General features: G+C 68.7%; 23 protein-coding genes. 5 read left to right on the top strand and 18 right to left on the bottom strand.

All coding sequences use genetic code 11. From position 1 onward, the window contains the following. Positions 1 to 4: 4 nt before the first annotated feature. The 6 genes from acpS to tilS all read right to left on the bottom strand — a co-directional run bounded on the left by acpS (position 5) and on the right by tilS (position 7689). Complete coding sequence (gene acpS / locus HUA75_RS09660) at positions 5 to 385, bottom strand: holo-ACP synthase (RefSeq protein ID WP_174456801.1); 381 nt, start codon at positions 383 to 385, stop codon at positions 5 to 7. Positions 386 to 391: 6 nt separating this feature from the next. After that, positions 392 to 1117: a pyridoxine 5'-phosphate synthase gene (locus tag HUA75_RS09655; protein WP_141646196.1), complete on the bottom strand. Its 726-nt coding sequence runs from the start codon at positions 1115 to 1117 to the stop codon at positions 392 to 394. 108 nt (positions 1118 to 1225) lie between these two features. Continuing rightward, the gene (gene glmM / locus HUA75_RS09650) at positions 1226 to 2620 is read right to left on the bottom strand and encodes a phosphoglucosamine mutase (protein WP_141646197.1); all 1395 of its coding nucleotides are present in this window, start codon (positions 2618 to 2620) and stop codon (positions 1226 to 1228) included. 228 nt (positions 2621 to 2848) lie between these two features. Beyond that, the gene (folP, locus tag HUA75_RS09645; protein ID WP_174486197.1) at positions 2849 to 4087 is read right to left on the bottom strand and encodes a dihydropteroate synthase; all 1239 of its coding nucleotides are present in this window, start codon (positions 4085 to 4087) and stop codon (positions 2849 to 2851) included. Positions 4088 to 4232: 145 nt separating this feature from the next. Continuing rightward, a complete protein-coding gene (gene ftsH / locus HUA75_RS09640; RefSeq protein WP_141646199.1) occupies positions 4233 to 6149 on the bottom strand; it encodes an ATP-dependent zinc metalloprotease FtsH in 1917 nt (638 codons plus the stop codon). Between the two features lie 178 nt (positions 6150 to 6327). Next, positions 6328 to 7689, bottom strand: a complete 1362-nt coding sequence (gene tilS, locus HUA75_RS09635) for a tRNA lysidine(34) synthetase TilS (protein ID WP_174486196.1) — start codon at positions 7687 to 7689, stop codon at positions 6328 to 6330. A gap of 453 nt (positions 7690 to 8142) precedes the next feature. Here tilS and HUA75_RS09630 point away from each other — a divergent pair, with 453 nt between their 5' ends. Together HUA75_RS09630 and HUA75_RS09625 are read left to right on the top strand one after the other, a co-directional pair. Next, positions 8143 to 8346: a TIGR04563 family protein gene (locus tag HUA75_RS09630; RefSeq protein ID WP_015350409.1), complete on the top strand. Its 204-nt coding sequence runs from the start codon at positions 8143 to 8145 to the stop codon at positions 8344 to 8346. Positions 8347 to 8353: 7 nt separating this feature from the next. Next, entirely contained in the window at positions 8354 to 8641 is a 288-nt protein-coding gene (locus HUA75_RS09625) for a TIGR04563 family protein (protein WP_174486195.1), read from the top strand. A 27-nt stretch (positions 8642 to 8668) separates the two neighbouring features. Here HUA75_RS09625 and HUA75_RS09620 read toward each other — a convergent pair whose 3' ends face one another. Beyond that, the gene (locus HUA75_RS09620) at positions 8669 to 9508 is read right to left on the bottom strand and encodes a 5'-nucleotidase C-terminal domain-containing protein (protein ID WP_141646611.1); all 840 of its coding nucleotides are present in this window, start codon (positions 9506 to 9508) and stop codon (positions 8669 to 8671) included. Beyond that, the gene (locus HUA75_RS09615; protein WP_141646612.1) at positions 9508 to 12558 is read right to left on the bottom strand and encodes a TonB-dependent siderophore receptor; all 3051 of its coding nucleotides are present in this window, start codon (positions 12556 to 12558) and stop codon (positions 9508 to 9510) included. Before HUA75_RS09615 ends, HUA75_RS09620 begins: the two co-directional genes overlap by 1 nt. Positions 12559 to 12673: 115 nt before the next feature. On the opposite strand from HUA75_RS09615, the gene HUA75_RS09610 reads away from it, so the two are divergent. Next, positions 12674 to 14230 carry a ChaN family lipoprotein gene (locus tag HUA75_RS09610; RefSeq protein ID WP_174486194.1) on the top strand — a complete coding sequence of 519 codons (1557 nt, stop codon included), beginning with the start codon at positions 12674 to 12676 and terminating at the stop codon, positions 14228 to 14230. A 3-nt stretch (positions 14231 to 14233) separates the two neighbouring features. On the opposite strand, the gene HUA75_RS09605 is transcribed toward HUA75_RS09610, so the two are convergent. The 10 genes from HUA75_RS09605 to HUA75_RS09560 form a co-directional block, all read right to left on the bottom strand. Continuing rightward, a complete protein-coding gene (locus HUA75_RS09605; RefSeq protein WP_174486193.1) occupies positions 14234 to 15169 on the bottom strand; it encodes a hypothetical protein in 936 nt (311 codons plus the stop codon). A 260-nt stretch (positions 15170 to 15429) separates the two neighbouring features. Continuing rightward, on the bottom strand, positions 15430 to 15816 hold the full coding sequence (locus tag HUA75_RS09600) for a hypothetical protein (RefSeq protein WP_141646615.1): 387 nt from the start codon (positions 15814 to 15816) through the stop codon (positions 15430 to 15432). 145 nt (positions 15817 to 15961) lie between these two features. After that, on the bottom strand, positions 15962 to 16495 hold the full coding sequence (locus HUA75_RS09595) for a hypothetical protein (protein ID WP_141646616.1): 534 nt from the start codon (positions 16493 to 16495) through the stop codon (positions 15962 to 15964). A 103-nt stretch (positions 16496 to 16598) separates the two neighbouring features. After that, entirely contained in the window at positions 16599 to 17393 is a 795-nt protein-coding gene (locus tag HUA75_RS09590; RefSeq protein WP_174486192.1) for a class I SAM-dependent methyltransferase, read from the bottom strand. Further along, a complete protein-coding gene (locus tag HUA75_RS09585; protein ID WP_174462489.1) occupies positions 17383 to 18159 on the bottom strand; it encodes an SDR family NAD(P)-dependent oxidoreductase in 777 nt (258 codons plus the stop codon). The genes HUA75_RS09590 and HUA75_RS09585 overlap by 11 nt, the downstream gene beginning before the upstream one ends. Before the next feature lie 150 nt (positions 18160 to 18309). Next, on the bottom strand, positions 18310 to 19137 hold the full coding sequence (locus HUA75_RS09580) for a 3-keto-5-aminohexanoate cleavage protein (RefSeq protein ID WP_141646619.1): 828 nt from the start codon (positions 19135 to 19137) through the stop codon (positions 18310 to 18312). After that, complete coding sequence (locus HUA75_RS09575; RefSeq protein WP_220137917.1) at positions 19134 to 19532, bottom strand: hotdog fold domain-containing protein; 399 nt, start codon at positions 19530 to 19532, stop codon at positions 19134 to 19136. The genes HUA75_RS09580 and HUA75_RS09575 overlap by 4 nt, the downstream gene beginning before the upstream one ends. Further along, a complete protein-coding gene (locus HUA75_RS09570; RefSeq protein ID WP_141646620.1) occupies positions 19529 to 20314 on the bottom strand; it encodes an OAM dimerization domain-containing protein in 786 nt (261 codons plus the stop codon). The genes HUA75_RS09575 and HUA75_RS09570 overlap by 4 nt, the downstream gene beginning before the upstream one ends. 4 nt (positions 20315 to 20318) lie before the next feature. Beyond that, the gene (locus HUA75_RS09565; protein WP_141646621.1) at positions 20319 to 20795 is read right to left on the bottom strand and encodes a hypothetical protein; all 477 of its coding nucleotides are present in this window, start codon (positions 20793 to 20795) and stop codon (positions 20319 to 20321) included. After that, on the bottom strand, positions 20792 to 22342 hold the full coding sequence (locus tag HUA75_RS09560; RefSeq protein ID WP_141646622.1) for a lysine 5,6-aminomutase subunit alpha: 1551 nt from the start codon (positions 22340 to 22342) through the stop codon (positions 20792 to 20794). The genes HUA75_RS09565 and HUA75_RS09560 overlap by 4 nt, the downstream gene beginning before the upstream one ends. Positions 22343 to 22602: 260 nt before the next feature. On the opposite strand from HUA75_RS09560, the gene HUA75_RS09555 reads away from it, so the two are divergent. Then, complete coding sequence (locus HUA75_RS09555; protein ID WP_141646623.1) at positions 22603 to 24135, top strand: catalase; 1533 nt, start codon at positions 22603 to 22605, stop codon at positions 24133 to 24135. Between the two features lie 148 nt (positions 24136 to 24283). Then, positions 24284 to 24898: an ankyrin repeat domain-containing protein gene (locus tag HUA75_RS09550; RefSeq protein ID WP_174486191.1), complete on the top strand. Its 615-nt coding sequence runs from the start codon at positions 24284 to 24286 to the stop codon at positions 24896 to 24898. Positions 24899 to 24958: the final 60 nt, after the last annotated feature.

The raw sequence follows: 24958 nt of genomic DNA, 5'->3' as shown, positions 1-24958 counted from the left end.
GGGTTCAATCCCCTTTCGACTGGAGGACCACCGTGGCGGCGGCCACGTCGGCATCGTGGGTGAGCGCGAGGAACGCCTCCAACCCCCGCGCCTCCATCACTTCGAGCGCCACGCCAGAGAGGGCGAAATACGGCGCCCCTCCGTCGCGGCGCACTTCCATGTCCTTCCAGCGGATGCCCGGAGGCGCGCCCAGCGCCTTCACCAGCGCCTCCTTCGCCGCGAAGCGCGCGGCATAGGCACTGGCGGCGTCATGGCGCTGGCCACACAGGGCGCGCTCCGCCTCGGTGTAGACGCGGTTCAGGAACGGCTCCGCGCGAGGCCCGTCCATGATGCGCTGGATGCGGGAGATGGAGCAGATGTCCAGGCCCAGGCCCCGGATTCCCATGGCGCGCTATCCCGGGTTGCGCATCAGGTCGAGCATCTCCCGCACCGCGCGGTCGAAGCCCACCAGCACGGCGCGCGCGACGATGGCATGGCCGATGTTCAGCTCGTCGATTTCGGTGATGCGGGCGATGGGCTGCACGTTGTCGTAGTTGAGCCCGTGGCCCGCGGCCACGCCCATCCCCAGCTTCGTGCCCGCCTTGGCCGCATCGACGATGCGCGCCAGCTCCCGCGCGCGCTCCTTCTCGTTGCGCGCCTCGCAGTAGCGTCCCGTGTGCAGTTCGATGCGGTCCGCGTTCACCTTGTGCGACGCGCGCACCTGGTCCAGGTCCGGGTCGATGAACAGCGAGACAGTGATTTCGCCGTCCTTGAGGTTCTTGATGATCTTCGCGACGTGCTCGCGCTGACCGGCGACCTCCAGGCCGCCCTCCGTGGTGAGTTCCTCGCGGCGCTCCGGCACCAGCGTCACCACGTCCGGCTTGTGCTCGTAGGCGATCTTCACCATCTCCGTGGTGGCCGCCATCTCGAGGTTCAGCAGGGTCTGCGTCGTCTCACGCAGGATGCGCAAGTCGCGGTCCTGGATGTGGCGCCGGTCCTCACGCAGATGGATGGTGATTTGCTGCGCGCCGGCCAGCTCCGCCATGGCCGCGGCCGTCACGGGGTCCGGATAGGTGGTGCGCCGCGCCTGCCGCAGCGTCGCCACATGGTCCACGTTGACACCCAGTCGCTGTCCCATCGACCGCACCTCGCTTGATGCGCGGTCCCGGGATTGTCGGGGGCCCCGGCACGCGCTGGCCCCTCTAATCGCGGCCAGCGTCCGGAAGTCAACCGTCGTGAACGACGACTAGCGATTGCACGCCTTGGACAGGGCCTCGGCGATGTCCTTCGCGTAGGCCTCGTTGCGCGTGGCGTCCTCGCCTTCGATAAGGACCCGGACCTTGGGCTCGGTGCCGGAGAAGCGGACGAGCACGCGGCCGGAGTTGCCGAGCTTCTGCTCCACGGATTTGATGATTTTCATCACCTCCGGCATCTCGCCCAGCTCCTTCTTCTGCTTCACCACCACGTTGACCAGTGTCTGCGGCACCGGCTCGAAGATGGAGGCCAGCTCGCTCAGGGGCTTGCCCGCGCGGCACATCACCGCGAGAAGCTGGAGCGCCGCCAGCGTGCCGTCACCCGTCGTCGTGTGGTCCAGGAAGATGAGGTGGCCGCTCTGCTCGCCGCCCAGGTTGTAGCCGTTGCGGCGCATCTCCTCGACGACGTAGCGGTCACCCACGCGCGTGCGAGCCACCTTCACGCCCCAGCGCGCCACCGCCCGCTCCAGGCCGATGTTGCTCATCACCGTGGAGACCAGGACCTTCTTCTTGAGCTGCTTGCGAGCCATCAGCTCGCCGGTGCAGATGGCCATGATGGCGTCGCCATCCACGACCTTGCCCTTCTCATCCACGACGATGAGCCGGTCTGCGTCGCCGTCCAGCGCGATGCCCAGGTGGGCGCCGTGCTTGATGACCGAGCGCGCCAGGTTCTCCGGGAACAGCGCGCCACACTTGTGGTTGATGTTCTTGCCGTCCGGCGACACGCCCAGGGTGATGACCTTGGCGCCCAGCTCCTCCAGCACCGCGGGCGCCGTCTTGTAGGCCGCGCCGTTGGCGCAGTCGACGACAATGGTCAGCCCCTCCAGCGTCAGCTCGCGGGGGAAGGTCGCCTTGAGGAACACGATGTAGCGGCCCCGCGCGTCCTCCATGCGGAACGCCCGGCCAATCTTCGTCGCGGTGGGGCGGATGGAGTCGATGGCGCCCGTGGAGAGCAGCTCTTCAATCTTGCCCTCCGTCTCGTCCGGCAGCTTGAAGCCGTCGCGCCAGAAGAACTTGATGCCGTTGTCCTCGTACGGATTGTGGGACGCGGAGATGACGGCGCCGGCGTCGGCGCGCATGGACGTGGTGAGGTTGGAGATGCCCGGCGTCGGCAGCGGACCGACAAGCTCCACGTCGACGCCCATGGACGTCAGGCCCGCGGCGAGCGCCTGCTCCAGCATGTAACCGGACAACCGCGTGTCCTTGCCCACGATGACGCGGTGCCGATGCGGCCCGTTGCGGATGAGGAACGCGAGTGCCCGCCCGAGCTGCATCGCCACTTCCGCTGTCATCGGGTAGACGTTCGCCTTTCCGCGAACCCCGTCCGTACCGAACAGCTTCTGTGTCGTGCGCTCCTCCTTCGGAGGCATGTTCATCCTGTACGCCATGGTGCCGCTCCACCTTTCCCACGCCGGGCCTGTGCCGGTCGCTCGACGTCGGGGCTTATACCCCGCCCACCGCCGGGGCTCGAAGGTAGGGCCCCAACGCCTCCCTGGCAACGGCCCGGCCTTGCAGGCTCTATCACCCCTGAACAACGGTGCGAAAACGATACCAGGACCCACCCGCGGGGCCCACACCACGAGGGCCACGCCGCGTGGCCCCTCGTCCACGCACGCTCACCGTCCGAGCAGGGTGCCTCCATCACGGGCGGACCGGATGGCATCGGCGACGACGAGCGCATCACGCGCCTCGGCCACGTCGTGGACGCGGACGACATCCGCGCCACCCAACACTGCCATCGCCGCCACGGAGCCCAGTGTCGCCGCGAGCCGCTCGCCCGCCGGCTTGCCACCCGTCAGCGCCCCCAGGAAGCCCTTGCGACTGGTGCCCACCAGCAGGGGCAGTCCCGACACGCGCAGCTCCCCCAGACGCCGCAGCAGGTAGAGGTTGTGGTCGAACGTCTTGCCGAAGCCAATGCCAGGGTCCAGCAGGATGCGCTCGCGAGCGACGCCCGCCGAGGTCGCCAGCCGCACGGAGTCGTCGAGGAAGTCGAGCACCTCGTCCACCAGGTCCTCGTAGCGCGGAGCCTGCTGCATGGTGTCGGGGGTCCCCTGGATGTGCATCAGGCAACAGGCGGCGTTGGACTCGGCCACCGCGCGGGCCAGCTCCGGGTCCGAGCGAAAGCCGGTGATGTCGTTGACCAGATGCACGCCCGCCTTCAGCGCCGCGCGCGCCACCGCGGCCTTCGTGGTGTCCACCGAGAGGGGCACGGAGGTGCGAGCGCGAAGTCCCTCGATGACCGGAAGCACGCGGGCCACCTCCTGCTCGGCGGTGACGGCCTGGGAGCCGGGGCGCGTGGACTCACCGCCCACGTCCAGCAGGTCCGCGCCCGCCTCCGCCAGGGCGAGTCCATGCGCGATGGCCGCCTCCGCGCTCAGGTAGCGGCCCCCATCCGAGAAGCTGTCCGGCGTCACGTTGACCACGCCCATGACGTAGGTGCGCGAGCCCCACTCGAACGCGCGCTCCCCCAGCACCATCGACCCGGGCGACTTCCCAGCATCCAGGCCGCGCTCCAGCGCGCTCGCCAGCTCCGCGAGCACGCCGCCCTCGCCGCGCGCCAGGGCCATGAGCCGCTCGAACTGCTCGCGACGGCCCGACAGCAGCCCCACGCCCGGGCGTGAGCGCACGTCACCGGAGACCCACGAAGGATGCTCCTCGCGTCCAGGCACGAGGGCCCGCTCGGGGAGCGCGTGGAGGAAGGCGCCCACGTCCTTCGTCAGGCCGGTGAGCAGGAGCTGAGCGTGCGGCAGCTTCTCCAGCAGGTACTCGCGCGCGGGCGTGGGCAGGCCCATGCGCCGGAAGGCCAGCGTCAGGTCCTCTGCGCGGTCGGTGCTGATGGGGCGGGCACGAATCATGGGAAGTGACTCCAGGGCACCGCGCCACCCTACCCCGTGAGCCACGCGCCTGGCCGCTGGAAGCAAACCCGAGCGCGAGGCCCGCAAAGCAGAAGGCCCTCCCCGACAGCGGGAAGGGCCTTCGTCACTTCGGACAGCGGCGAGACTACGCCTTGTTCGGCTCCATCTTCGGCAGCCCATCCAGGGCGTCGAGGATCTTCCGCTTGTCCTTCTTCTCCGTCGCCTTCGGGGGCGCATTCACGCGCGGGGGCGGGCGCTCACGGGTGAGCTGACCACCCTGCAGGAGGATGTTCACGTCCTCGGCGTCCAGCGTCTCGTACTCCACCAGGGCGTCGGAGACGCGGTGGAGCGCGTCCAGGTTCGCCGTCAGCAGGCCCTTGCCGCGCTCGTAGCAGCCCACCACGATGGCGCGAACCTCGGAGTCGATCTCCCGCGCGGTGTCCTCGGAGTAGTCCTTGGACGAGTTGAAGTCGCGGCCCAGGAACACCTCGCCGTCGCTCTTGCCGAACGCCAGGGGCCCCAGCTTCTCGCTCATGCCCCAGCGGCACACCATGGCGCGCGCCGTCTCGGTGGCCCGCTCGATGTCGTTCGCCGCGCCGCTGCTCATCTCGTTGAAGAGCAGCTCCTCGGCGATGCGGCCACCCATGGCCATGGCGATCTGGTCCAGCATCTGCTTCTTGTACCCGTTGACCTTGTCCTCGGTGGGAAGGCTCCAGGTGACGCCGAGGGCCTGACCGCGCGGGATGATGGTGACCTTGTGGAGCGGGTCGCACCCCGGCAGCAGCTTGGCGAGCAGCGCGTGCCCCGCCTCATGCACCGCGGTGTTCTTCTTCTCCTTCTCGGTCATGATCATCGACCGGCGCTCCGGGCCCATGAAGACCTTGTCCTTGGCGGCCTCGAAGTCGCTCAGGTCCACGCGCTCCTTGTTCTGCCGCGCGGCCATCAGCGCCGACTCGTTCACCAGGTTCTCCAGGTCCGCGCCCGTCATGCCCGGCGTACCGCGAGCGATGACCTCCAGGTCCACTTCCGGAGCCAGCGGCACGCGGCGGGTGTGCACCTTCAGCACGCCCAGGCGGCCCTTCAGGTCGGGACGCGGAACCACGATGCGGCGGTCGAAGCGACCCGGACGCTGCAGCGCGGGATCCAACACGTCCGGACGGTTCGTCGCGGCAATCAGGATGACGCCGTCGTTGGACTCGAAGCCATCCATCTCCACGAGGAGCTGGTTGAGCGTCTGCTCACGCTCGTCGTGCCCACCGCCCAGACCGGCGCCACGGTGACGACCCACGGCATCGATTTCGTCGATGAAGATGATGCAGGGGGCGTTCTTCTTGCCCTGCTCGAACAAGTCGCGGACTCGGCTGGCGCCGACGCCCACGAACATCTCCACGAAGTCCGAGCCGGAGATGGAGAAGAACGGCACGCCCGCCTCGCCGGCCACGGCCCGCGCGAGCAGCGTCTTGCCCGTTCCCGGGGGGCCCATCATCAGCACGCCCTTCGGGATGCGACCGCCCAGCTTGGTGAACTTCTTGGGGTCCTTCAGGAAGGCGACGATCTCCTCCAGCTCTTCCTTGCACTCGTCCACACCGGCCACATCCGCGAAGGTGACCTTGTTGTGGCTCTCGCTCAGGAGCTTGGCCTTCGACTTCCCGAAGGTCATCGCCTTGCCGCTGCCCCCCTGGAGCTGGCGCATGAAGAAGATGAAGAAGAGGAACAGGAAGACGACAGGCATCCACTGACCAAGGATGGTCAGCCAGAGGCTGTTCTGCTCCTCCCGCTCATACTTGACGTCCACTCCGTTGTTGCGGAGCTGGTTCAGCATGGCCGCGTCCGGCGCGGGGCCCGTCGTGCGGAACTTCTCGCTCGTGTCGACGAACTTGCCGGAGTAGGTGTTGCCCTTGACCGCCACTTCCTTGACCTTCTTCTCCTCCACCTTCGTCAGAAGCTGGGTGAAGGAGGGCTCCTGGACCTGGTCGTTGCCCTGGGAGAAGAAGTTGTAGAAGGCGACGAAGAGGACGATCAGGATGACCCAGAGCCCGATGGTCTTGTAAGTCGAACGCACGTGTCAGCTGCCCTTTCGGTACTCGGCGGGATGAGGGCCGCGCCGGGAGAAACCCAGCCTTTTCAGTCGTTTGCCCGACACCAGGCGAGCTCCCCTGTCGTCGGACCGTATCAGCAACAGCAAAACGCCCTCAACTATTTAGGGGCCGCGACCAACCCCCGACAACTCTCATTCCACTCTATAACGAAGGGGTCCGCTGAATGCTCGGACCCGGGGGTGTCGCCCACAGGTAGTGTCCGGAAACATCCGCCCTGCCGGGCGGAGGCATCCAGAGTCCCGGAAGCCACACCACCGTGCCCGAGGCGTCCAGCACCACCGGCCGCGAATCTCTCGACTCCGCGGGCACTCGAAGATCCACCAACACATCTTGAAGCCGGCGTTGTCCCGCGCTCATCCGGACCTTGTCCCCCGGCTTGCGTGTCCGCACGGTGAGCGGCCAGTTCACGTCCCCCGCCAGCGCCAGCCCATGCACTCCCTCGGGAGGCGCGTGGACCGCCACGCGGAACGCCCACCCCGTCCCCTCCAGCATGCCCGTGGCACCCGCCCCCTCCAGACACAGCGTCGGCGAGGCTCGCGCGCCGGCGACCTGAGGCACGCAGCGCACCCGCCCTCCCGTCGCTCGCACCCTCGAGCCGCGCCCCACCGTCGCGGAGCCGCCCTGCTCCACCGCGCGCAGCACGCGCTCCACCGTCCCCGCATCCGTCACCACGTCATGCTCGGCCAGCAGTCGGGCGAGCACCCTGCGCCGCAGAGGAGGTTCCAGCGCGCGCACCGCCACCGCATCCAATCCTCCCTCCGACAGCCGCACGCGGCGCCAGGCCGCGTCCGCCAGCTCGCTCAGCAGCGCATCGTCCTCCGCGGCCAGCCGCGCGAACGAGGCCAGCCGCGCGTCCACCCGGAAGCCGGCCGCCCGGCTGAGCGCGGGCAAGGCGTCCGTTCGGACCCGCACCCGGAAGAAGGCCGGGTCGGCGTTCATCGCATCTGTCCAATACTCGACGCCCTGCTCGGCCAGAAAGTTCACCAACTCCTCGCGCGTGCGCTCCAAGAGCGGCCGGACGAGCCCGGGACGTGCTTCGTGGATGCCCACCGCGCCTCGCGAGGAGGTCCCCCGGGCCAGCCGCATCAGCAGCGTCTCCGCCTGGTCGGTGGCCGAGTGGGCTGTCGCCACCACTGACAATCCGCGCGCGAGCCGCACCTCTTCCAGCGCCGCGTACCGCGCATGCCTCGCGCGCGCCTCCACTCCCGCTCCAGACTTCAGCGCCAGTTCGCGGACATGACACTCCAGCCCCAGCCTCGCGGCGAGCGACGCCACGGCCCGCGTCTCCGCTCGGGACTCTGGGCGCAGGCCATGGTCCACCGTGGCGACTTCCACGCGCAGCCCCAGGCGCTCTCGCACGCTCGCCGTGCCGACGAGCAGGGCCACCGAGTCCGCGCCGCCAGAGACGGCGCACAGCACGGAGCGGCCCTCCAACCCGAGGCGCGAGTACGCATCGAGCAGCGTCGTCGTCAGCAAACGTGTCGTGGGTCCAGTGCGTGACATCTGACAGGGGGAATGGAGTGTCGGGTAACAGGGTTACAGAGGCGCGTACGGTTGAAGGCAGGGGGGCTGGTTCTTATGATCGTCACACCGGATGGGCGCGGACTCGGAAGAGGAAATATGCGCGGCCCCCGGAGTTGTTGAGGGGACGGTCGAATTTTCAAGGTGTTGGGCCTAGGGGTCCCCCCCCTCCCCCTCTGGGCCCACGGGTCCGCTGGGAGATCCACTCCCGGCGGTCCCTCTTTCCGAGACGCCCCGGTCCTCCTATCGCGAGGGCCGGGGCGTTTCCTTTTTCGCGCACAGTTGGATACGTCAGGCTTGACTGAACGTGCCCGGGCGAGGACCCAGCGAGCGCGGAATGAGTCCTCCGAAACCGTTGACCCTCTTGGGCGTCTGTCGGATAACGGCCCCGGTGTGTTCAGGTCGTCACCTCGAATCCGCCCCGGAGACTCAAGTATGGCAGGCACCGACAAGCGCAAGCAGTCGCTGTACTTCCCCGAGGAGATGCTGAAGGAGATTCAGGAGGAAGCGAATCGACAGGACCGCTCCCTCTCCTGGGTTGTCCAGCAGGCGTGGAAGATCGCCCGCGAGCGCATCAAGTCGTTCCCCGCCGTCAACGACGTGACTGGCGACGAGCGCCAGGACCCGCGCGAGGAGTAGCGCAGGCATGGCCACCACCGACCACCGCAAACAAAGCCTCTACTTCCCCGAGGACATGCTGGAGGAAATCCAGCGCGAGGCGACGAGGCAGGACCGCTCGCTCTCCTGGATTGTCCAGCAGGCGTGGAAGGTCGCGCGTGCGGAGATTCGGAGAATGCCGTCGGTCAACGACGTGCTCAGCTCGCCTCCTCCACCGCGTCCCGCCACTGTCGTGGCGAGCCCGGCGGCGGCGGCGCCCGCGACCCCACCGAGCATGGTGGCGGCCGCTCCGAACCCGGACGAGCCCAAGTCCTGAAGGGCCCCGCGAGCGGCCCACCGGCACTCACCCGCCGGCGGGCCTCGCGGGCAGCGCGCAGTTCTCGAAGACGACGCGAGGCTCCTCGGAGAGCGCCTGGACGGGCGTGGGGTACTTCTCCCGCATGTACGCCGAGGCGATGTTCGCGTCGGTGCCGCCCAGCTTTCGCGCCTGCACCGGGTTCCGGTCAGGGTCCTGACCGGCATTGCCGAACACCGTGCCGTAGCCGTCGCCCCCCTCGAGCAGGAAGCTGGGCATGGCCACGCGGTAGCGGATGCTCGCGTCGTCGCGAGGCGGCAGCGGAATCTGCTGCCCCCCCACTGTCAGCGCCCGCACCCGCTCGCCCTTGGGGCGTGAGCAGTCCACGCGCACCGACGTCCCCGCGGACACGTGGAGGAAGGCGCCGGAGGGCGAGGCGATGAGCTGTCCCTCCACGTACAGGGCGCCCACGCTGTTCTCCATCATCCCCACGACCTCGCGCTCGGTGAGGTCCACCGTGACGATGAGGTTCTCGAAGAGGATGACCTCGTGGAGCACGCCGTCGGTGAGCGGTCCCTTCCGCAGCGCCATGCGCGTGTAGCAGAGGCCCTCCGCGCGCAGCGAGCCACCGTTGACGACGCCCAGCACGGCGGGCCGCACCGAGCCGTCCTCGGCATGAAGGAACGCGTCGGCGACCAACTGCGCCAGCGCGTTGTTGTCATGTCGGGTGAAGGGCTTGTCGAGCTGGACGTCCTGGCCCAGGTAGCCGACGACGGCATCCGGGTCCGCGACGAGCGGCTGGCACGAGTCGTTGTAGGAGATGCACCCGGCGAGAGGCGACGCCAGGGCGCACGCGAGCGCGGCGATGATGGACTTGGGGAGCGGCATCAGAAGTGGGCCCTCACGGTGAGGTAGCCGGACATGCCCTCGCGCGGGAGGCTCCCGGTGACGCGGTCCGGGCGGGGAACATCGTCGCGAAGGTCATGGTCGAAGACGTTGTGCGCCACCAGCGACACCTCCCAGATGTCGGCGATGGGCTCGCTGCGAATCTGCGCGGTGATGAGGCTGTAGGCGGGAATCTTGTAGCGGCGGACCAGCTCCAGCACGGAGCGGCTGTTGTTGCGTCGCTCCGCGCCCGTGCGCACCACCACGTCGAAGTTCACCCACGCGCCAATGGGCATGGACACGCCCGCGTTGAAGCGGGCCTGCGGCGTATCCGTGAGCAGGCGGGACTGTGAGGGCAGCTCCATGTCCTGCGCGCGGGAGATGCTCGCGTTGAACCAGGCGTTGGCGCGCTTGGAGGCCTCCAGGCGGGCCTCACCCTCGATGCCGTACACGCGCACGCCCAGCTCGCGGTTGCGCAGCGGGACGATGTTGCCGGACGTGTCCACCGGGATGATGGGCGAGTCGAAGAGCTCCAGGTACGCGTTGGCGCGCAGCCGCACGCGGGCCTCTCCGGCGGACTGGATGAGGTCGGCGCCCAGCTCGAAGGTGTCCACCGTGGAGGGCTGCAGGCGCGGGTTTCCCTCGAAGCGGCCCTGGTTGTAGGTCGTGTCCGGGATGCGCTCCACGAGTTCCTGGAGCGTGGGCGCGCGGAACGCTCGGCCGTACAGGGCCTTGAGCACCAGGGCGTCCGTGGCGGAGAACACCAGGCCCACGCGGGGGTTGATGCTGGGCACGAAGCTGGTGCCGGTGATGGTGCCGGAGCCGTCCACGGTGGGCAGTTGCGTGGCGTCCACGCGCACGCCGAACGTGAGCGTCAGGGGGGCGATGACGGTCCACTGGTCCTGCGCGAAGAAGCCCACGATGAGCCGGCGTGACGCGGCGCCATCCGCGAGGCCCAGCAGGTCCGTGAGGCCCTCGGGCGCGGTGAAGCCTTCCGGGCGCACGCGCGCGTCCAGCGTGTAGTTGGTCTCGTAGTCGTAGTCGCCCAGCGACTGCTGCTCCACCACCGCGCCCAGCGACAGCCGGTTGTTCGCCGACAGGGAGATGTCCGCGTCCACTCCGCCGGTGATCGAACGCACGGAGATGCGCGTGCGCTCCCTCAGGCCCTTGTCGAAGAGCTGGTTGGCGTCCGGGCCCGTGCGGAAGTTCAGGGGGGTGATCTGGAAGAGGCGGTCGGTGGACTGCTGGTCGAACCCGGCCCGCGCGCGCAGCAGCACCGAGGACCCGATGGCGCGCTCCCACTGGAGGTCCGCCATGAGGACGTTCCACTTCAGCTCGGAGTCCTCGCCCACGGTGTCGAAGAGGCCCATCAGGGCCGTGCGGTTCTCGGTGAGGAAGCGCACCGAGGCCCCCAGGCGTCCCGCGTCTCCCATGGCGTAGGTGGCGCCACCGCCCAGGTTGAGGAGGAAGCGGTCATCCCGCGTCTTGCCCGCGGGGTCTTCCACCGCGCGAAGGCCCTGGGAGGTGGACTCGTCATCCAGGCCGTCGTGCTCGATGACGTTCGAGTCACCCGTCTGGTTCCACACGTCCGCGTCCGCGAAGAGGCGCAGGTCGCCGAAGGTCTCTCCCGCCGACGCGTGCCCGTTGACGGTGATGGCCAGGCGGTCGTCCTTCTCCGGGAAGCCTCCGGCGGAGACGGCCGTGCGCACACCATCCGAGGTGTCGGTGACGATGTTCACCACGCCCAGGAAGGCTCCCGCGCCGTAGAGGGCGGAGCCCGGACCGCGGATGACCTCGATGCGCTCCAGGTTCTCCACCGGCAGGTTCATCAGCGCCTTGCCGTCGAAGAAGTTGTTGAGGCGATGGCCGTTGAGCAGGAACAGCACCTCGGCGTCATTGCGCAGGCCGCGCACCGCCGTGCGATGGAAGCCCTGCACGTCCCGGCTGATGGTGAGCCCGGGCACCACGTCCAGCACGTCGGCGACGGTGCGGGCACCCAGCGCGCTGATCTGCTCGCGGCCGAACGAGGCGGCGATGGCGGGCACCTTGCGGACCTTCTCCTCGTGGCGCGTGGCCAGGGCCAGGGTGTCCTCGGCGCTGTAGAGGGCCATGTCCTCTTCCAGCTCCGAGCGCGGCGGCGCGACGACCGCGCTCTCGCGCGGCGAGGAGGACTCTCGCGAGGATGACGTGTCGCGCGTCGAGGACTCCCGGGAGGAGTCACGCGAGGCCACGGGCTCGCGAATGGGTGCGTCGCGTGAAGTGCCAGCCTCTCGCGTGGGCGCGTCACGTGAGGTTCCAGCCTCACGGGCGGTCGCGTCGCGGGAGGTTCCAGTCTCGCGGGCGGTCGCGTCGCGGGAGGTCCCCGACTCACGCGGGGGCGCTTCTCGCGTCCCTCGAGTGGGCTCGCGTGAGGTGGTCGCGCTTCCTCGCGTCGGAGGCGGAGGCTCGCGCGACGTCGAGGGGGTGCGGGTGTCCCGCGACGACACCTTCGGCGGAGGAACATCGGAGGGCAGATCCGCGGTGAGGGCCGCCATCGAATCGTCGTCGGAGGTGCTGCTCGTGGGCGGCGGCGTCCGGGTGCGCTCGGGAGGTGGCGTCCGGGTGGACGGTCGCTCGTCGGCGGAGTTGGAAGACGCCGGCTCCGGCGTCGCGGGCCGGCTCGCGGTCGCGGACACGTCGCCGGCCACGAACACGCGTGCGGGCCGCGCGGCCGTCTGGAAGATGGGGATGCGCTCACCGTCGGCGGTGAGGCCCTCGACGTAGTACTCGACGCCCGGCGGCACCATGTGCTCGGCGGGGATGACGCCGCGATAGAGGTCGCCGTACTGGCGCTCCATCAGCACACGGGCGAACGGCTCGCCCGGGCCGCGGTAGCGGACGTACATCTCCAGGATGCGACCGCCTTCCACGAGCGTGCCGTCCAGCCGAAGAGGCAGCTTGGGCTCGGCGCGGGTCGGTGCGGAGTGAAGAAGAGAAGGCTCCTCGGCACGGACAGGTACCGCCAGGAAGAGCACGAAGCTGAGGAGGGTCGCGCGCGCGAGTGTGTTCTTCAAGCTGAGGGGGATGGTCCATTGCCCCGATCCCCGAGTCAAGGAAGGGAGCCCCCGGGCCACTCGCCGCTGATTTTTTGCCGGGCCTTCAGGGCCGTGCGAGGGATCGCCGCACTCCATGCGCGACTCGCTCGCCCTGCACCTTGCCCTCTTCCGTCGTCAGCGGGCACAAATCGCCCGCGTGGTGGACGGGCAGACAGATGCCTTCCGCTCCTACGAGGCCCGCTACCGGCGGCGTACCGCCAGCTATCGGCGCGTCCTGCCGCTGACCGAGGTGCACCAGCGCGTGCGCGCCTCGGACGTGGTGTACGTGGGCGACTACCACACGCTGCCGTTGGCGCAGCAGACCTACCTGGAGCTCGTCGAACGCGCGCTCACCTCGGGTCGCCGCGTCGTCCTGGCCCTCGAGTGCATCGAGGGCCGGCACCAGGCCTCGCTCGATGCCTGGCGCACGGGACGCCTCTCGGAGCGCTCCCTCCTGGCGCGACTGGGCGGTGACACGGAGGGTGCGGGCTTCGGCCCTGGCACCACGCTGCGCACCCTGCTCGCCTTCGCCCGGCGCCACCGCCTGGAAGTCGTGGGCATCGACCGGCGCGCCCAGGGTGAACGCTCGCTCGCGCTGAGGGATGCCTACGCCGCGGAGCGCATCGCGCGGGTCGCCCGAGCCGAGGACCGTCCGCTCGTCCTCGTCCTGGTGGGCCAGTACCACGTGGCGCCGTGTCACCTGCCCACGCAGGTGGAGCGCGCGCTCGGTGACGACACGCGACGAGGCCTCGTCGTCTACCAGAACGCGGAAGGCGTCTGGTGGCGGCTGGCCCGCGACGGGCGCATGGGCGTGGCCGAGGCGGTGGAGCTGGCGGACGACACCGTGTGCCTGCTCAACGCCTCCCCTGTCGTCTGCCAGCAGAGCTTCCTGGATTACCTGGAAGCAGAGGCCGGAGACTCACCGTTGATGGACCGGGGCGCCTCGGAGCGCTTCCGGGAGATGGCGGCGCTCATCGGCCGTCTCGCGGGTGTGCCGGTGGTGCGCGCGCTGGAGTCGGTGGAAGTCGCCACGGTGGCGGACGGGGACGTGCTGGCGCGCATCCAGCGGCGCGGGCGATTCACGCAGGCGGAGCTGTCCCAGCTGCGCCGCCACATCCTGTCTCGGGAGAGCAGCTACATCCCTCGAGCGCGGACGGCCTATCTGGCCTCGCTGTCCTTGAACCACGCGGCGGAAGAAGCCGCGCACTTCGTGCGGCACTGCGCGGTGGGCAGCGCGATGGAGGCGCCTCGCACGGCGTCCGACGCGTTCTACGCGCGGTGCATGGAAGAGGCGCTGGGCTTCTTCGGCTCCCGACTGGTGAACCCGCGACGCACGTGTCTGGGGCTGGCCGAGTGGGCGAAGCGTTTCGGCGAGAGCCGAGGCGTCGAGCGGCAGGTCTCCGCCTTCGTGCTGGCGCACAAGGCCGCGGAGCTGGAGGCGCCCGAGGAGGCGGTGAAGCTGCTGCCCCTGCGCAAGGACCGCCTGTTCCACGGCGTCAGCCACGCACTGGGCTACCTGCTCGGGGACAGGCTCTACCGCGCGTTCGACGAAGGACGACTGGCGAAGGCGGAAGTCCGCGCCTTGTTCAGGGACCCCTTCGTGGAGGCGCGGACCGTGTACTTCACGTGGGCCGAGCGCCTGCGCGACTGAGGCTCACGGCGCCTGCTCGTGGGAAGCCTCCGGCTCCGGAGGCTTCGCCGCATCGGGCGCGGGCGCGAAGGTGCCATCCGACAGCAGGTCTCGCCTCGTCGCGGGATTGTCCTCGGTGACGACGCTGATGCTGCCATCCGGGAACAGGACGTAGGTCACCGCCGTATCGACGTGGCCCACCGCCAGCGAGGTCAGCTCCGGATAGAGCATCAGCAGGGCCAGCTCCGTCTCCAGCGGCCCCTTGAAGTGCTGGTGCAGGTGGGCATCCATCCGCGAGGCGTCCTCGGTGATGGGCGCGACGTCGACCGCGATGACGCTCGGGTGCAGCTTCACCTGCTCGCGCAGCGTCCTGCCATCCGGAGCGAAGCGGAACCGGAAGTCACCCCCGTAGAAGAAGCGCTTCGGATCTCGCGTCCCCTGCAACGTGTACACGGTGATGTCGCCCGACGCCTCCCTGACGACCACCGGGTTGACGCTGGTTCGCCCGAAGGTCTCCACGGTGATCTGCTTCGCCGTCTTCACGGCCCGAGCCACGGGACTGAAGTCGACGGGAAGAGTGTCCACGGGGATGAGTTCCATCCATTCGGGCTCCTCGTGCGGCGCCTTCAACGCGTAGGCCGGGATGAAGGTCCCCGCGTCGTCCACCCGGCCGAAGAGGCCGTACCACGCGCCCTCGTGAGGCAGGGTGACGTGCATCTGCATCCGGGCGGGACTCAGGTCCACGTCCTTGCTCTCCATCAGCACGTCCGTGGCGCGAATGGCGGCACGCTCCGCCTCGACGATGTAGCGGGCGCGGGCCTGGACCCGGAGCAACTCCGCGTCGTCCACGGGAGTTCGAGAGGGAGCAGGAGCCGCGGCGTCGCCGAGGAACGCGCCCGACGAGTGCGCACCGCATCCGACGAGCGACACGAACACCACCAGGGACACCACCAGTCGCATGCGAAACCTCGTGCCACGAGTCTGCGCGATTCCCCAAGGTCCGTCACGCCGCGCGTGCGCGTCGTCGGCGAGGCCGCTTGCTTCCAGGGCCCCTCTGCGCTCGTCGAGAATCTTCAGGCGGCCTCCGCCACGATCTCCATCTTGGAACCGCGGGTTCCGTGATGACGGCGGGAGGCGGGTGCGGCACGGCCCGCCGGGGTCAGCGTCTGGCCTGTCTTGGGAAGGCCTCACGCTCCATGGGAACCCGCTGTCTTTCTGACTCAGGTCTTCGTGGGCGCGGTGGCCTGCACGGCGGCCTTCACCTTCTCGCGCAGGGCACGGACGCGCTCACGCGCCTGGAGGCGCTGGTCCTCGGAGAGCTGACCGCCGGCCGCGTCACGCTGGGCCTTCAGCTCCTCTCGCAGTTGGCGGGCCTCCGTCTTGAACTGGTCCGCCTGCGACTGGGCGAGGCGACCTTCGGACACCGCGCGGTCCAGGCGGTGCTCCATCCGGGCGAGCTTCCGCTCTCCCTTCATGCCCTTGTGGCCGTGCCGCCCGTGGTGGCCCTCCTTGCATTGCGGCGCGGGCGCGGTGTCCTCCGCGAGCACCGGAACGGAGAACAGGAGCGAAGCCGTGACAAGGGAACGCAGCAGGAAACTCTGACGCATGGTGAGGCTCTCCAGTCGGTTGAACTGGACGCGAGCGGCACTCCCGCTCGCGTCCTCGTTGCCTGGAAGAACCCCGCGCGGAGGAGAAGGTTAAATCCACGCCCCTGCACCGGCCCGGAGCAACTCCCCTCCCCCTTCGTGCTCGCTAGCCCGCCGTGCAGTCGTCGAGCGCGTAGGAGAAGTCGCGCCGCGACGTCTGGCCCGGGTCCTGGTTGACGACGCCGATATCCAGGAGCTGGTCCGACACCTCCTGGGTGGGTCCACCGATGACGAGCGACTGCCGCGTCACCTTCGTGGAGAACATGCCCATCTTCCCAATCGTCCCATTGGGCTCGCGGCGCCAGCAGCTCACGATGCGCGGGTCCGACGGGGCGAACTGGCAGGACGTGTACTGCCCCACCACCTCGCGCTTCAGGTAGATGCAGCGGCAGTCCCACGGGTCATAGACCTGCGTCGCCACCACGCCCTCGTAGCCCGTCGCCGTCTGCTTCAGCTCGAAGTAGCTGCCGTCCTGCGGGATTTCGCAGAACAACTTCACGTCACCCACCGCGCGGTCCTTCTTCTGCTCCAACACCGCGCCTGACTCGGACGACACCGGCGACGGCGCCGGCTCACAACCCGCGCCCAGCAGCGCGAGGCTCACGAAACAGAACGAGGAGATACGCCAGGGTGTACGCATTTGCGCTCCTTGCGGGAAGTCCTGGGTATTCCAGGACAACCCGCATGGGAGTCTTTTCAGACCCTCAGCGCAACACACATTTGAGTCGCGAAGCCCTGGGAGCTCAGGGCGCGCTGGGCCTCACCGCGCGGGTGGCGATGAAACCCTCGAAGTATTCGGAGAGCTTGTCGCCCGCGACGTGCCGGTCCTCGAAGAAGCCAGCGAGGAGGAAGCCCGCGTCGAGCTGTCCGCCCACCTGGTCCTGGAGCGAGTGCCCCACGCAGAGGGGCTCACCCTTGTCGGTGTACCTGCTGCGCTCGGCGTCCGTGAGGCTGGTGAAGTCCGAGTACGGCATCTTGTACTTGAGTTGCATCACCCCCTGCTCCTGGAGGTCCGGGTCGAACAGGAAGATGACCGGGTTGCTGAAGCCCGACAGGAGCGCGCCGCCCGGACGCAGCACACGGAAGGCCTCGCGCCAGACGGGCCGCACGTCGTCCACGAAGGCGTTGGAGCACGGGTGGAAGATGAGGTCGAAGCTTCCGTCCTCGAATGCGGACAGGTCCTTCATGTCCCCCTCCACCAGCCGCAGCTCCAGGCCCTCCCGCTCCGCCACCTTGCGGTCCTGACCGAGCTGAGCGGGCGAGTTGTCCAACACCGTCACCCGCGCGCCCGCCGCCGCGAGCACGGGCGCTTGTTGTCCGCCCGCGCCCGCCAGACACAGCACCCGCTTGCCGGTGACATCACCGAACCACTCGCGCGGCACGGGCTTTGTCGGGGTGAGGACGATGCTCCACTCCCCTCGCTTCGCCGCGGCGATGACCTCTGGCGTCACCGGCACCGTCCACCGGTCTCCCGCGGCCACCTGCCGGTCCCACGCCTCGCGATTGTACTTCCGCACGTCCACGGACTCAGTCGTCATGCAGCACCCTTCCTTCCATGCCTCCCGCCACGGTGATGACTTCACCCGTCACATGGCCGGAGATGCGATCCGATGCGAGCGTCACCACGACGCGCGCGACATCCTCGGGCTGGCCCACCTTGCGCAACGGCATGGTGCGCGTCACCCGCTTCACGAAACCCTCTGCCTCCAGCTTGGCGCGGTTGCGGTCCACCTCCGTCCAGCCGGGGCAGACCACGTTGACGCGCCCCAGCGGGGCGATGCGGCCCAGCTCGTTCTTCAGGCTGCGCACGAAGCCGCTCGCGAGCGCGCCCTTCGCCGCCGCATAGTCGGCGTGCCCCGCTTCGCCGAACAGACCCGCCGTGGAGCTGACGATGACGATGTTGCCTGCGCCCGTGGTGGACACGTGCCGGAGGAACGCACGGCAGCACAGGAAGACGCTGTCCAGGTTCTCCGCCAGCGTGCGGCGCCAGCGCGCCAGCGACATCTCCCAGACGGGCTCATCCGGGGCGGGCCACACACCCGCGTTGCACACCAGCACGTCCAGCCGGCCCAGCGCGGCCACCGACGCGGGCACGAGGGCATCCACCTCCGCCTCCACCGTCAGGTCCGCGCCCACCGCCGCGCCGCCCACCTCACTGGCGAGCTTTCGCGCCTGCGCCTCGCGAGAGCGGTAGTGCACCGCCACCTTCGCGCCTTCGTCGGAGAACGCTCGGACCAGCGCGGTGCCAATACCGCCCGCGCCGCCCGTCACCAGGACGCCTTTGCCCCTCAGCTCCGTGTCCATTCAGATGGTTCCTCGGAAGACATGGGGCCCTGTCGCGCCGGAATCCGGACAGACGGGTGGCGTCCGGCTGCTGCCGACGCGAAAGGCCCGCGGTTGCTGACATGGAAAAGAAAACCGCCGACGCGAGGAAGGCGCGTCGGCGGGAGTTCATCAGCTCAGGCGCAGAAGCTTGCGCGCCTGCTCTGGCGTCGCGGGCTCGCGGCCATGGGCACGGGCGCGTTTGGCGGCCTCGGCCACCAGCTCCCAGTTGCCCTTCGCGAGCACGCCCTTGGACACGTAGATGTTGTCCTCCAGGCCCACCCGCGCGTTGCCGCCTCGCTTCGCCGCCTCGTCCACGAAGGGAAGCTGGTGACGGCCCACCGCGGCCACCGTCCAGGTGCTCCCCTCCGGCAGCGAGGCAATCATGAAGTCCAGCACCTCCGGCCGCGCCTGCAGCGTGCCCGGCACGCCGAGCACGAAGTCGAAGTGCGCCGGCAGGTCCACCAGGCCCTCCTTCGCCAGATAGCGGGCCTCGTCGAGCATGCCCACGTCGAAGCACTCCAGCTCCGGCCGGAGGCCCAGCGCCTTGATTCTCTTGGCGATGTCCCGCACCAGCGGGCGCGGGTTCCAGAACACCTCTTCGCCGAAGTTCACCGTGCCCGTGGTGAGCGTGGCCATGTCCGGCCTGTCCTCTCCCGTGAGCGTCAGCGGGCCACAGCGCTGGTCCACCGTCATGCCCACCGCGCCTCCGGTGGACGTCTGGATGAGCACGTCGGTGCGCTTGCGGATGGCCCGGATGGCGGCCCGGAACAGCTCCGCGTCCTGGGACGGTTTGCCGTCCGCGGTGCGCACGTGCAGGTGCACCATCGCCGCGCCGGCCTCGCGACAGCGCACGGCGTCCTCGGCGATCTCCTCGGCGGTGATGGGCAGGTGCGGCGTCTGCTCGCGCGTCGTCTCCGCGCCCACCATCGCCGCGGTGATGACCATGGGAGTGCTCATCGCTGGCCTCGCTGCTTGTCCTTGGGAACCACGCAGGTGCCCGAAGCACGGCACACCACGACAGGCTCCGGCAACAGGTCCGCCGCCGAATCATTCACATCCGTGCGAGGCCGGATGACCTTGCGGGCCTCGAAGCGCATCTTCCGCGACGTGTTGCCCGCACTGATGATTTCGCCCTCCGCCTCGATGAAGTCTCCCGCGTACACCGGCGCCAGGAACTCCACCGAGTCGTATGCGCGGAACAGGCCCTCGTCGCCGTCCGCCCGGATGCACAGCTCCGTGGCCACGTCGCCGAACAGGCCCAGCATGCGCGCGCCGTCCACCAGGTTGCCGCCGTAGTGCGCGTCGTGGCTGCTCATGCGCAGGCGGATGATGGCCTTCGTCCCAATGCTCACGTCGGCTCTCCCTGGTAGTGCGCGTCCTTGGGCTCCTTGCCTTCCTTCTTCAGGAGCGCATGGACGATGTAGTTGGCCACGTCGGACGGCTTGGTGCCCGGCCCGAAGCCGGCGTCGAAGCCCAGCTCCAGCGCCAGCTTGTGGTCCACGCGCGGGCCGCCCAGGAGCAACTGCACCTTGCCGTGGATGCCCGCCGCCTTCGCCGCGTCGATGAACTGCCGCGAGTTGTCCTTGTGCACGTCGCGCTGCGTGACGACCTGGCTCACCAGGATGGCATCGGCCTTCTTCGCCACCGCCTTCTTGATGAGGTCCTCGTTGGGCACCTGGCTGCCCAGGTTGAACGCCTCGAACCCGGGGTAGCGCTCCAGGCCGTAGTCGCCCGCGTAGCCCTTCATGTTCAGGATGGCGTCGATTCCCACCGTGTGCGTGTCCGTGCCGGTGCACGCGCCGAACACGACGATGCGACGGCCGACCTTCTCCTTGATGAAGGCGTTGAGGTCGTCGAAGGACATCTTCTTCACGACGACTTCCGGCACGTCGATTTCGGCGTAGTCCAGGTACATGCCCGAGCGGGCGTACACGATGAAGAACGTGTAGTTGTCGGCGGCGCGCTCGGCGGCGGCGACCTTGACGTCGGAGAACCCCATCTTCTTCGTGAAGACGGCGGCGGCCTCCTTGGCCTTCTCCGACAGGGGCACCGGCAGGGTGAACGACAGCTGCACCACGCCGTCGTCCCGACGGTCTCCATAGGGACGGATGATCTGCTTGCTGGGCTTCACCATCGGATCATTTCCCCCCGGCCCGCTGAATCTTCACGCTGGTGCCCACCTTGTCGGCCAGCGCGGCGAAGCGCTCCTTCTTGCGCTGCTCCAGGTGGAAGACGACCGACCACGTCGTGCGCCCATCGCACCCGACGTACGTCACCGTGTCCACCACCCCGCCGTTCGTCGAATTGTCCGAGTCCAGCCGCTTGGCCGCCGGCTGCCCGCCCACCTTGAGGCGCTCCCAGTTGGCCCCGCCGATGCCAGCGACAATCTTGTCCACGCAGACCTGGGCCTTCATGCCCGCGGTCTGCACCGAGCCCACGTCCACCAGGAAGTACGCGTCGCCGCTGGGCGCGGTGAATTTGGTCGTCCCGTCCTCGACGGAGCGGTTCCACGCGGCGGGCACCTGCACGCCCACGTTCTTCACCTGGAACTGCGCCAGCGAGTCCGCCGAGCCGCCCGCGGCCATCACCACGGTCAGGATGGTACCGAGCATCATGTTGCCTCCAGGATTTCCAGGAACGGGTTGAAGTAATCGGGAGCCTTCTCCATCACGCCATCCAACCCCTTGCCGCCGGTCTCCTCGCGCTTCACGTCGCCGAAGTGACCCTTGCCAATGGCCGCCACCATGCCCTCGTCGCGGCACTCCTGGAGCAGCTTCATCGCCTGGCCGAACACCTCGCGGGCCCGGTTGGCGATCTTCCCGTCCTCGCGAACGGTGAACTCCTCGTCGATGCCCCGCGCGGCGCGGTGGATGTAGTTGGCGGACTTGAGCGCCACGAAGCGGTCCGCGAGCAGCGGCGTGTGCATGGCCTCCGTCATCATGCCGAGCAGCTGGATGCCCTGCTTCGTCCAGATGGCCACCAGGTCCGCCATCACGTCGTACGCGTGGCTGAAGAAGATGTCCGTCTCCTTGTGCTTGGTGGGCGGCATGTACTTCAGCGGCGCGTCCGGGAAGCAGCGGCGCACCAGCATCGCCTGCGACAGCTCCAACAGGAGCGTGTCGTCCCGGTAGGGGTCGATCTCGTACGAGTGACCGATGCCCAGCTGCCAGTCCTTGAGGCCCGCGCGCTTGGCGAAGCACTCGTTGATGAACTGGCTGGCGATGACGGTGTGGGCCGCGTCGTACGCATCCGCGGTGGTGATGTAGTTGTCCTCGCCGGTGTTGATGATGATGCCGGCGAGCGCGCAGATGCGGCGGCTGAAGTACTGGTCGATGAAGGTGCGCCGCATGTTGATGTCGCGGAAGAGGATTCCGTACATCGCGTCGTTGAGCAGCATGTCCAGCTTCTCGTAGGCCGCGCAGAAGGCGATCTCCGACATGCACAGGCCGGACGAGTAGTTGGTGAGCTGGATGTAGCGCTTGAGCTTGCGGCTCTCCTCATCCAGGGCCTCGCGCATGATGCGGAAGTTCTCCTGGGTGGCGTACGTGCCGCCGTAGCCCTCCGTCGTCGCGCCGTGAGGCACGTAGTCCAGCAGGGACTGCGCGGTGGAGCGGATGACGGCGATGACGTCCGCGCCGGCCTGGGCCGCGGCCCGAGCCTGGTCCACGTCGTCGTAGATGTTGCCCGTGGCCACGATGACGTACTTGTGCGGCGCCGGCGACATGGGGAACTGCTGGCGGAGCGCGTCGCGCGCGGCGAGGCGGGACTTCATGTCCTCCAGGGCGGAGCGGGCTTCCGCGCGCACCTCGGCGCGGAGGTTCTGTTCGACTTCCGGAGACAGCGGACCCAGCTTGTCCGTCGGCAGCGCCGTCAGCCGCTCCACGGCCTCCAGCGGGCTCTTGGCGCCCAACTGGAGCGCCCGGCCATACCAATAGGCGGCGCCCCGGTTGAGCACCCCGGCGGCCTTGAGCTTGTCGACCATCAGGTTGGCGAGCGGAACCCCCCGCGCGCCGGCCCCGGAAATGCCGAAGAAGCGCAACACGGTGCGCTCGATGGATACAGTGGTGTTACGGCGGATGAGGTCGAAGATCGGGTTGACGATCTCTTCCGCCAGAGTGCGCGCGTGCGCAATCTGCGCGTCGTCAATGAACGGGCCAGGCATCCGCGCACCTTACCCGCCCAAACGCCTACAGGAAGCGCCGAAGCAGACCCCGAACGCGCTGCCGCACCGCATTATCGGTTCTGGAGCCAACGCACCGAAAAAGCGATGATCCCCTGCACCGAGCAGGCGGTGTTTCCACCGACATGCCGGTGAGTGGCGTTGTTGGCTTCGTGACAAGCCTTTGGATTTATTGGAATCCAGGAATCGGCACGGCGCGTGCTTTGGAGCGGTCCGCCTCATCCCCCGAGAGGAGACTTCGAATGAAAACCCGCTCCCTGTTGCTGTCGGCTGTGTTGCTCAGTGGTCCTGCCTTCGCGGCCAATCCACCGCCCCTCACCACGGACACCGGTGCCGCCGTGGGCACCAATCAAAGCTCCAAGACGGCCGGCCCGCGCGGCGGCATCTTGCTGGAGGACTTCCACCTCATCGAGAAGCTGGCCCGGTTCGACCGTGAGCGCATCCCGGAGCGCGTCGTCCACGCGCGCGGCACGGGCGCCTACGGCGTCTTCGAGAGCTACGGCAACTTCTCCAACCTGACGCGCGCGTCCGTCTTCTCCAGCAAGGGGAAGAAGACGCCCCTGTTCGTGCGCTTCTCCACCGTCATCCATCCGTCCGGCTCGCCGGAGACGCTGCGAGACCCACGCGGCTTCGCGCTCAAGTTCTACACGGACGAGGGCAACTGGGACCTGGTGGGCAACAACCTGCCCATCTTCTTCATCCGCGACGCCATCAAGTTCCCGGACATGGTGCACTCGCTCAAGCCGTCGCCCATCAACAACAAGCAGGACCCGAACCGCTTCTTCGACTTCTTCTCCCACATCCCCGAGTCCACGCACATGCTGACGCAGGTGTACTCGGACATCGGAATCCCGGCGAACTACCGCCAGATGAACGGGCACGGCGTCCACGCGTTCAAGTTCGTCAACGCCAAGGGTGAGTACCGCTACGTCAAGTTCAACTGGGCCTCGCAGCAGGGCGTCAAGAGCCTGACCTCCGAGGAGGCCGCGCGCACCGCGGGCGAGGACCACCAGCACGCGACGACGGACCTGTATGCGTCCATTGGCGCGGGCAAGTTCCCCGCATGGGAGCTGTCCGCGCAGGTGTTGGACCCCAAGGACCTGGACAGCTTCAGCTTCAACCCGCTGGACCCGACGAAGATCTGGCCGGAGGACAAGGTGCCCTCCGTCAAGCTGGGCAAGTTCGTCCTCAACAAGATGCCGGACAACTTCTTCGAGGAGACCGAGCAGGCCGCGTTCTCCCCCGGCGTACAGCCCTCCGGCATCGAGCCGTCCGAGGACCGCCTCCTCCAGGGCCGGCTCTTCTCCTACGCGGACACGCAGCGCTACCGCGTGGGTGCCAACTACCAGTCCCTCGCCGTCAACCGCTCGCGCGCCTCGGTGAACAGCAACAACCAGGCGGGCAGCATGAACATCGCCAACACGAAGTCGGACGTGAACTACGAGCCGAGCATCGCCCGTGAGTCGCAGGAGTCCCCCGCCGACCTCTTCTCGCGCGCCGCGCTGTCCGGCACCACGCAGCAGCAGCCCATCGAGAAGACGGACAACTTCTCGCAGGCGGGCGCCTTCTACACGGCGCTCGACGCGGCCGCGAAGGACCGGCTGGTGAAGAACCTGGCCGCGGACCTGGGCCAGGTGCGTGACGCCCGCGTGAAGGCGCGCATGGTCGGCCACTTCTACGTCGCCAACGCGGAGTACGGCACCAAGCTGGCCAACGCGGTGGGCGTGAAGGTGGATGACGCTCGCGCCGCCGTGGCCCCGCTCGCCACGCGCTGAAGCTCGCGGTGATTCACACGGGGCCCGGCGCCAAGGTGCGCCGGGCCCCCTTGAGAGACGGCCGGGGCGTGGCCAGGGAAGGCGCGCTCCCGGCGAGGTGGCCTCCCCCGCCCCGGCCTTCTCATCCGACTTCGTCTGGAGGACGACCATGTTTCGCAAGGTGCTGCTCGGAGCCCTCGGTCTCCTGGTGCTGGTGTGCGCGGTGCTGACGGCCGCCTGGTGGTCCCTGCGCGCGGAGCCCGCGCCCCAGGGGCGGATGCTGGCCACGAGCGAGGCGGAGAACTACCTGCTCGCCGCCGCGCGCATCGGTGACACGGAGATTGTCACGGGGTTGCTGAAGGCCGGAACCCCCGTGGAGGCTCGCGACTCGCGGGGCTTCTCGCCGCTCATCCTCGCGGCGTACCACGGCCATCTAGACACCGTGCGCGCGCTGCTCGCGGCGGGTGCGGATGCATGCGCGGGCGACAAGCGCGGGAACACGGCGCTGATGGGCGCGGCCTTCAAGGGCTACGGCGACGTCGTCGCGCTGCTGAACCAACAGCCATGTGCCGTGGACCAGGCCAACAGCCTGGGCCAGACGGCGCTGATGTTCGCCTCCCTCTTCGGGCGGCGGGAAGTCGTGGACCAGCTCCGCGAGAAGGGCGCCTCTCCCGAGGCTCGCGATGCCAGCGGCCGGAGTGTCGGCGACTGGGCGCGGACGCAGACCGAGCCCCAGGCACCCGTGGCGCCCGAGACCGATGGCGCTTCCTCCGCCGCGAGGTAGTGCGACACGACGCTCACGTCGCGACCGATGGCCTCGCGGAGGATGCGGCGACAGGGGCCT

The sequence above is a fragment of the Myxococcus sp. CA040A genome (assembly GCF_013336725.1).
Lineage (GTDB): Bacteria > Myxococcota > Myxococcia > Myxococcales > Myxococcaceae > Myxococcus > Myxococcus llanfairpwllgwyngyllgogerychwyrndrobwllllantysiliogogogochensis.
Note: the sequence above shows the minus strand (reverse complement) of the source record. Positions and strands in the feature narration are given on the sequence as shown.

Bases quoted from the DNA above. Each gene is read 5' to 3' on its own strand.
- HUA75_RS09630 (WP_015350409.1), top strand. From the start codon at position 8,143: ATGGCAGGCACCGACAAGCGCAAGCAGTCGCTGTACTTCCCCGAGGAG.
- HUA75_RS09555 (WP_141646623.1), top strand. From the start codon at position 22,603: ATGAAAACCCGCTCCCTGTTGCTGTCGGCTGTGTTGCTCAGTGGTCCT.
- HUA75_RS09655 (WP_141646196.1), bottom strand. From the start codon at position 1,117: ATGGGACAGCGACTGGGTGTCAACGTGGACCATGTGGCGACGCTGCGG.
- folP (WP_174486197.1), bottom strand. From the start codon at position 4,087: ATGATTCGTGCCCGCCCCATCAGCACCGACCGCGCAGAGGACCTGACG.
- acpS (WP_174456801.1), bottom strand. From the start codon at position 385: ATGGGAATCCGGGGCCTGGGCCTGGACATCTGCTCCATCTCCCGCATC.
- HUA75_RS09605 (WP_174486193.1), bottom strand. From the start codon at position 15,169: ATGCGACTGGTGGTGTCCCTGGTGGTGTTCGTGTCGCTCGTCGGATGC.
- HUA75_RS09585 (WP_174462489.1), bottom strand. From the start codon at position 18,159: ATGGACACGGAGCTGAGGGGCAAAGGCGTCCTGGTGACGGGCGGCGCG.
- tilS (WP_174486196.1), bottom strand. From the start codon at position 7,689: ATGTCACGCACTGGACCCACGACACGTTTGCTGACGACGACGCTGCTC.
- HUA75_RS09590 (WP_174486192.1), bottom strand. From the start codon at position 17,393: ATGACGACTGAGTCCGTGGACGTGCGGAAGTACAATCGCGAGGCGTGG.
- HUA75_RS09625 (WP_174486195.1), top strand. From the start codon at position 8,354: ATGGCCACCACCGACCACCGCAAACAAAGCCTCTACTTCCCCGAGGAC.
- HUA75_RS09565 (WP_141646621.1), bottom strand. From the start codon at position 20,795: ATGATGCTCGGTACCATCCTGACCGTGGTGATGGCCGCGGGCGGCTCG.
- HUA75_RS09600 (WP_141646615.1), bottom strand. From the start codon at position 15,816: ATGCGTCAGAGTTTCCTGCTGCGTTCCCTTGTCACGGCTTCGCTCCTG.
- HUA75_RS09610 (WP_174486194.1), top strand. From the start codon at position 12,674: ATGCGCGACTCGCTCGCCCTGCACCTTGCCCTCTTCCGTCGTCAGCGG.
- HUA75_RS09620 (WP_141646611.1), bottom strand. From the start codon at position 9,508: ATGCCGCTCCCCAAGTCCATCATCGCCGCGCTCGCGTGCGCCCTGGCG.
- HUA75_RS09550 (WP_174486191.1), top strand. From the start codon at position 24,284: ATGTTTCGCAAGGTGCTGCTCGGAGCCCTCGGTCTCCTGGTGCTGGTG.
- HUA75_RS09580 (WP_141646619.1), bottom strand. From the start codon at position 19,137: ATGAGCACTCCCATGGTCATCACCGCGGCGATGGTGGGCGCGGAGACG.
- HUA75_RS09595 (WP_141646616.1), bottom strand. From the start codon at position 16,495: ATGCGTACACCCTGGCGTATCTCCTCGTTCTGTTTCGTGAGCCTCGCG.
- HUA75_RS09560 (WP_141646622.1), bottom strand. From the start codon at position 22,342: ATGCCTGGCCCGTTCATTGACGACGCGCAGATTGCGCACGCGCGCACT.
- glmM (WP_141646197.1), bottom strand. From the start codon at position 2,620: ATGGCGTACAGGATGAACATGCCTCCGAAGGAGGAGCGCACGACACAG.
- HUA75_RS09570 (WP_141646620.1), bottom strand. From the start codon at position 20,314: ATGGTGAAGCCCAGCAAGCAGATCATCCGTCCCTATGGAGACCGTCGG.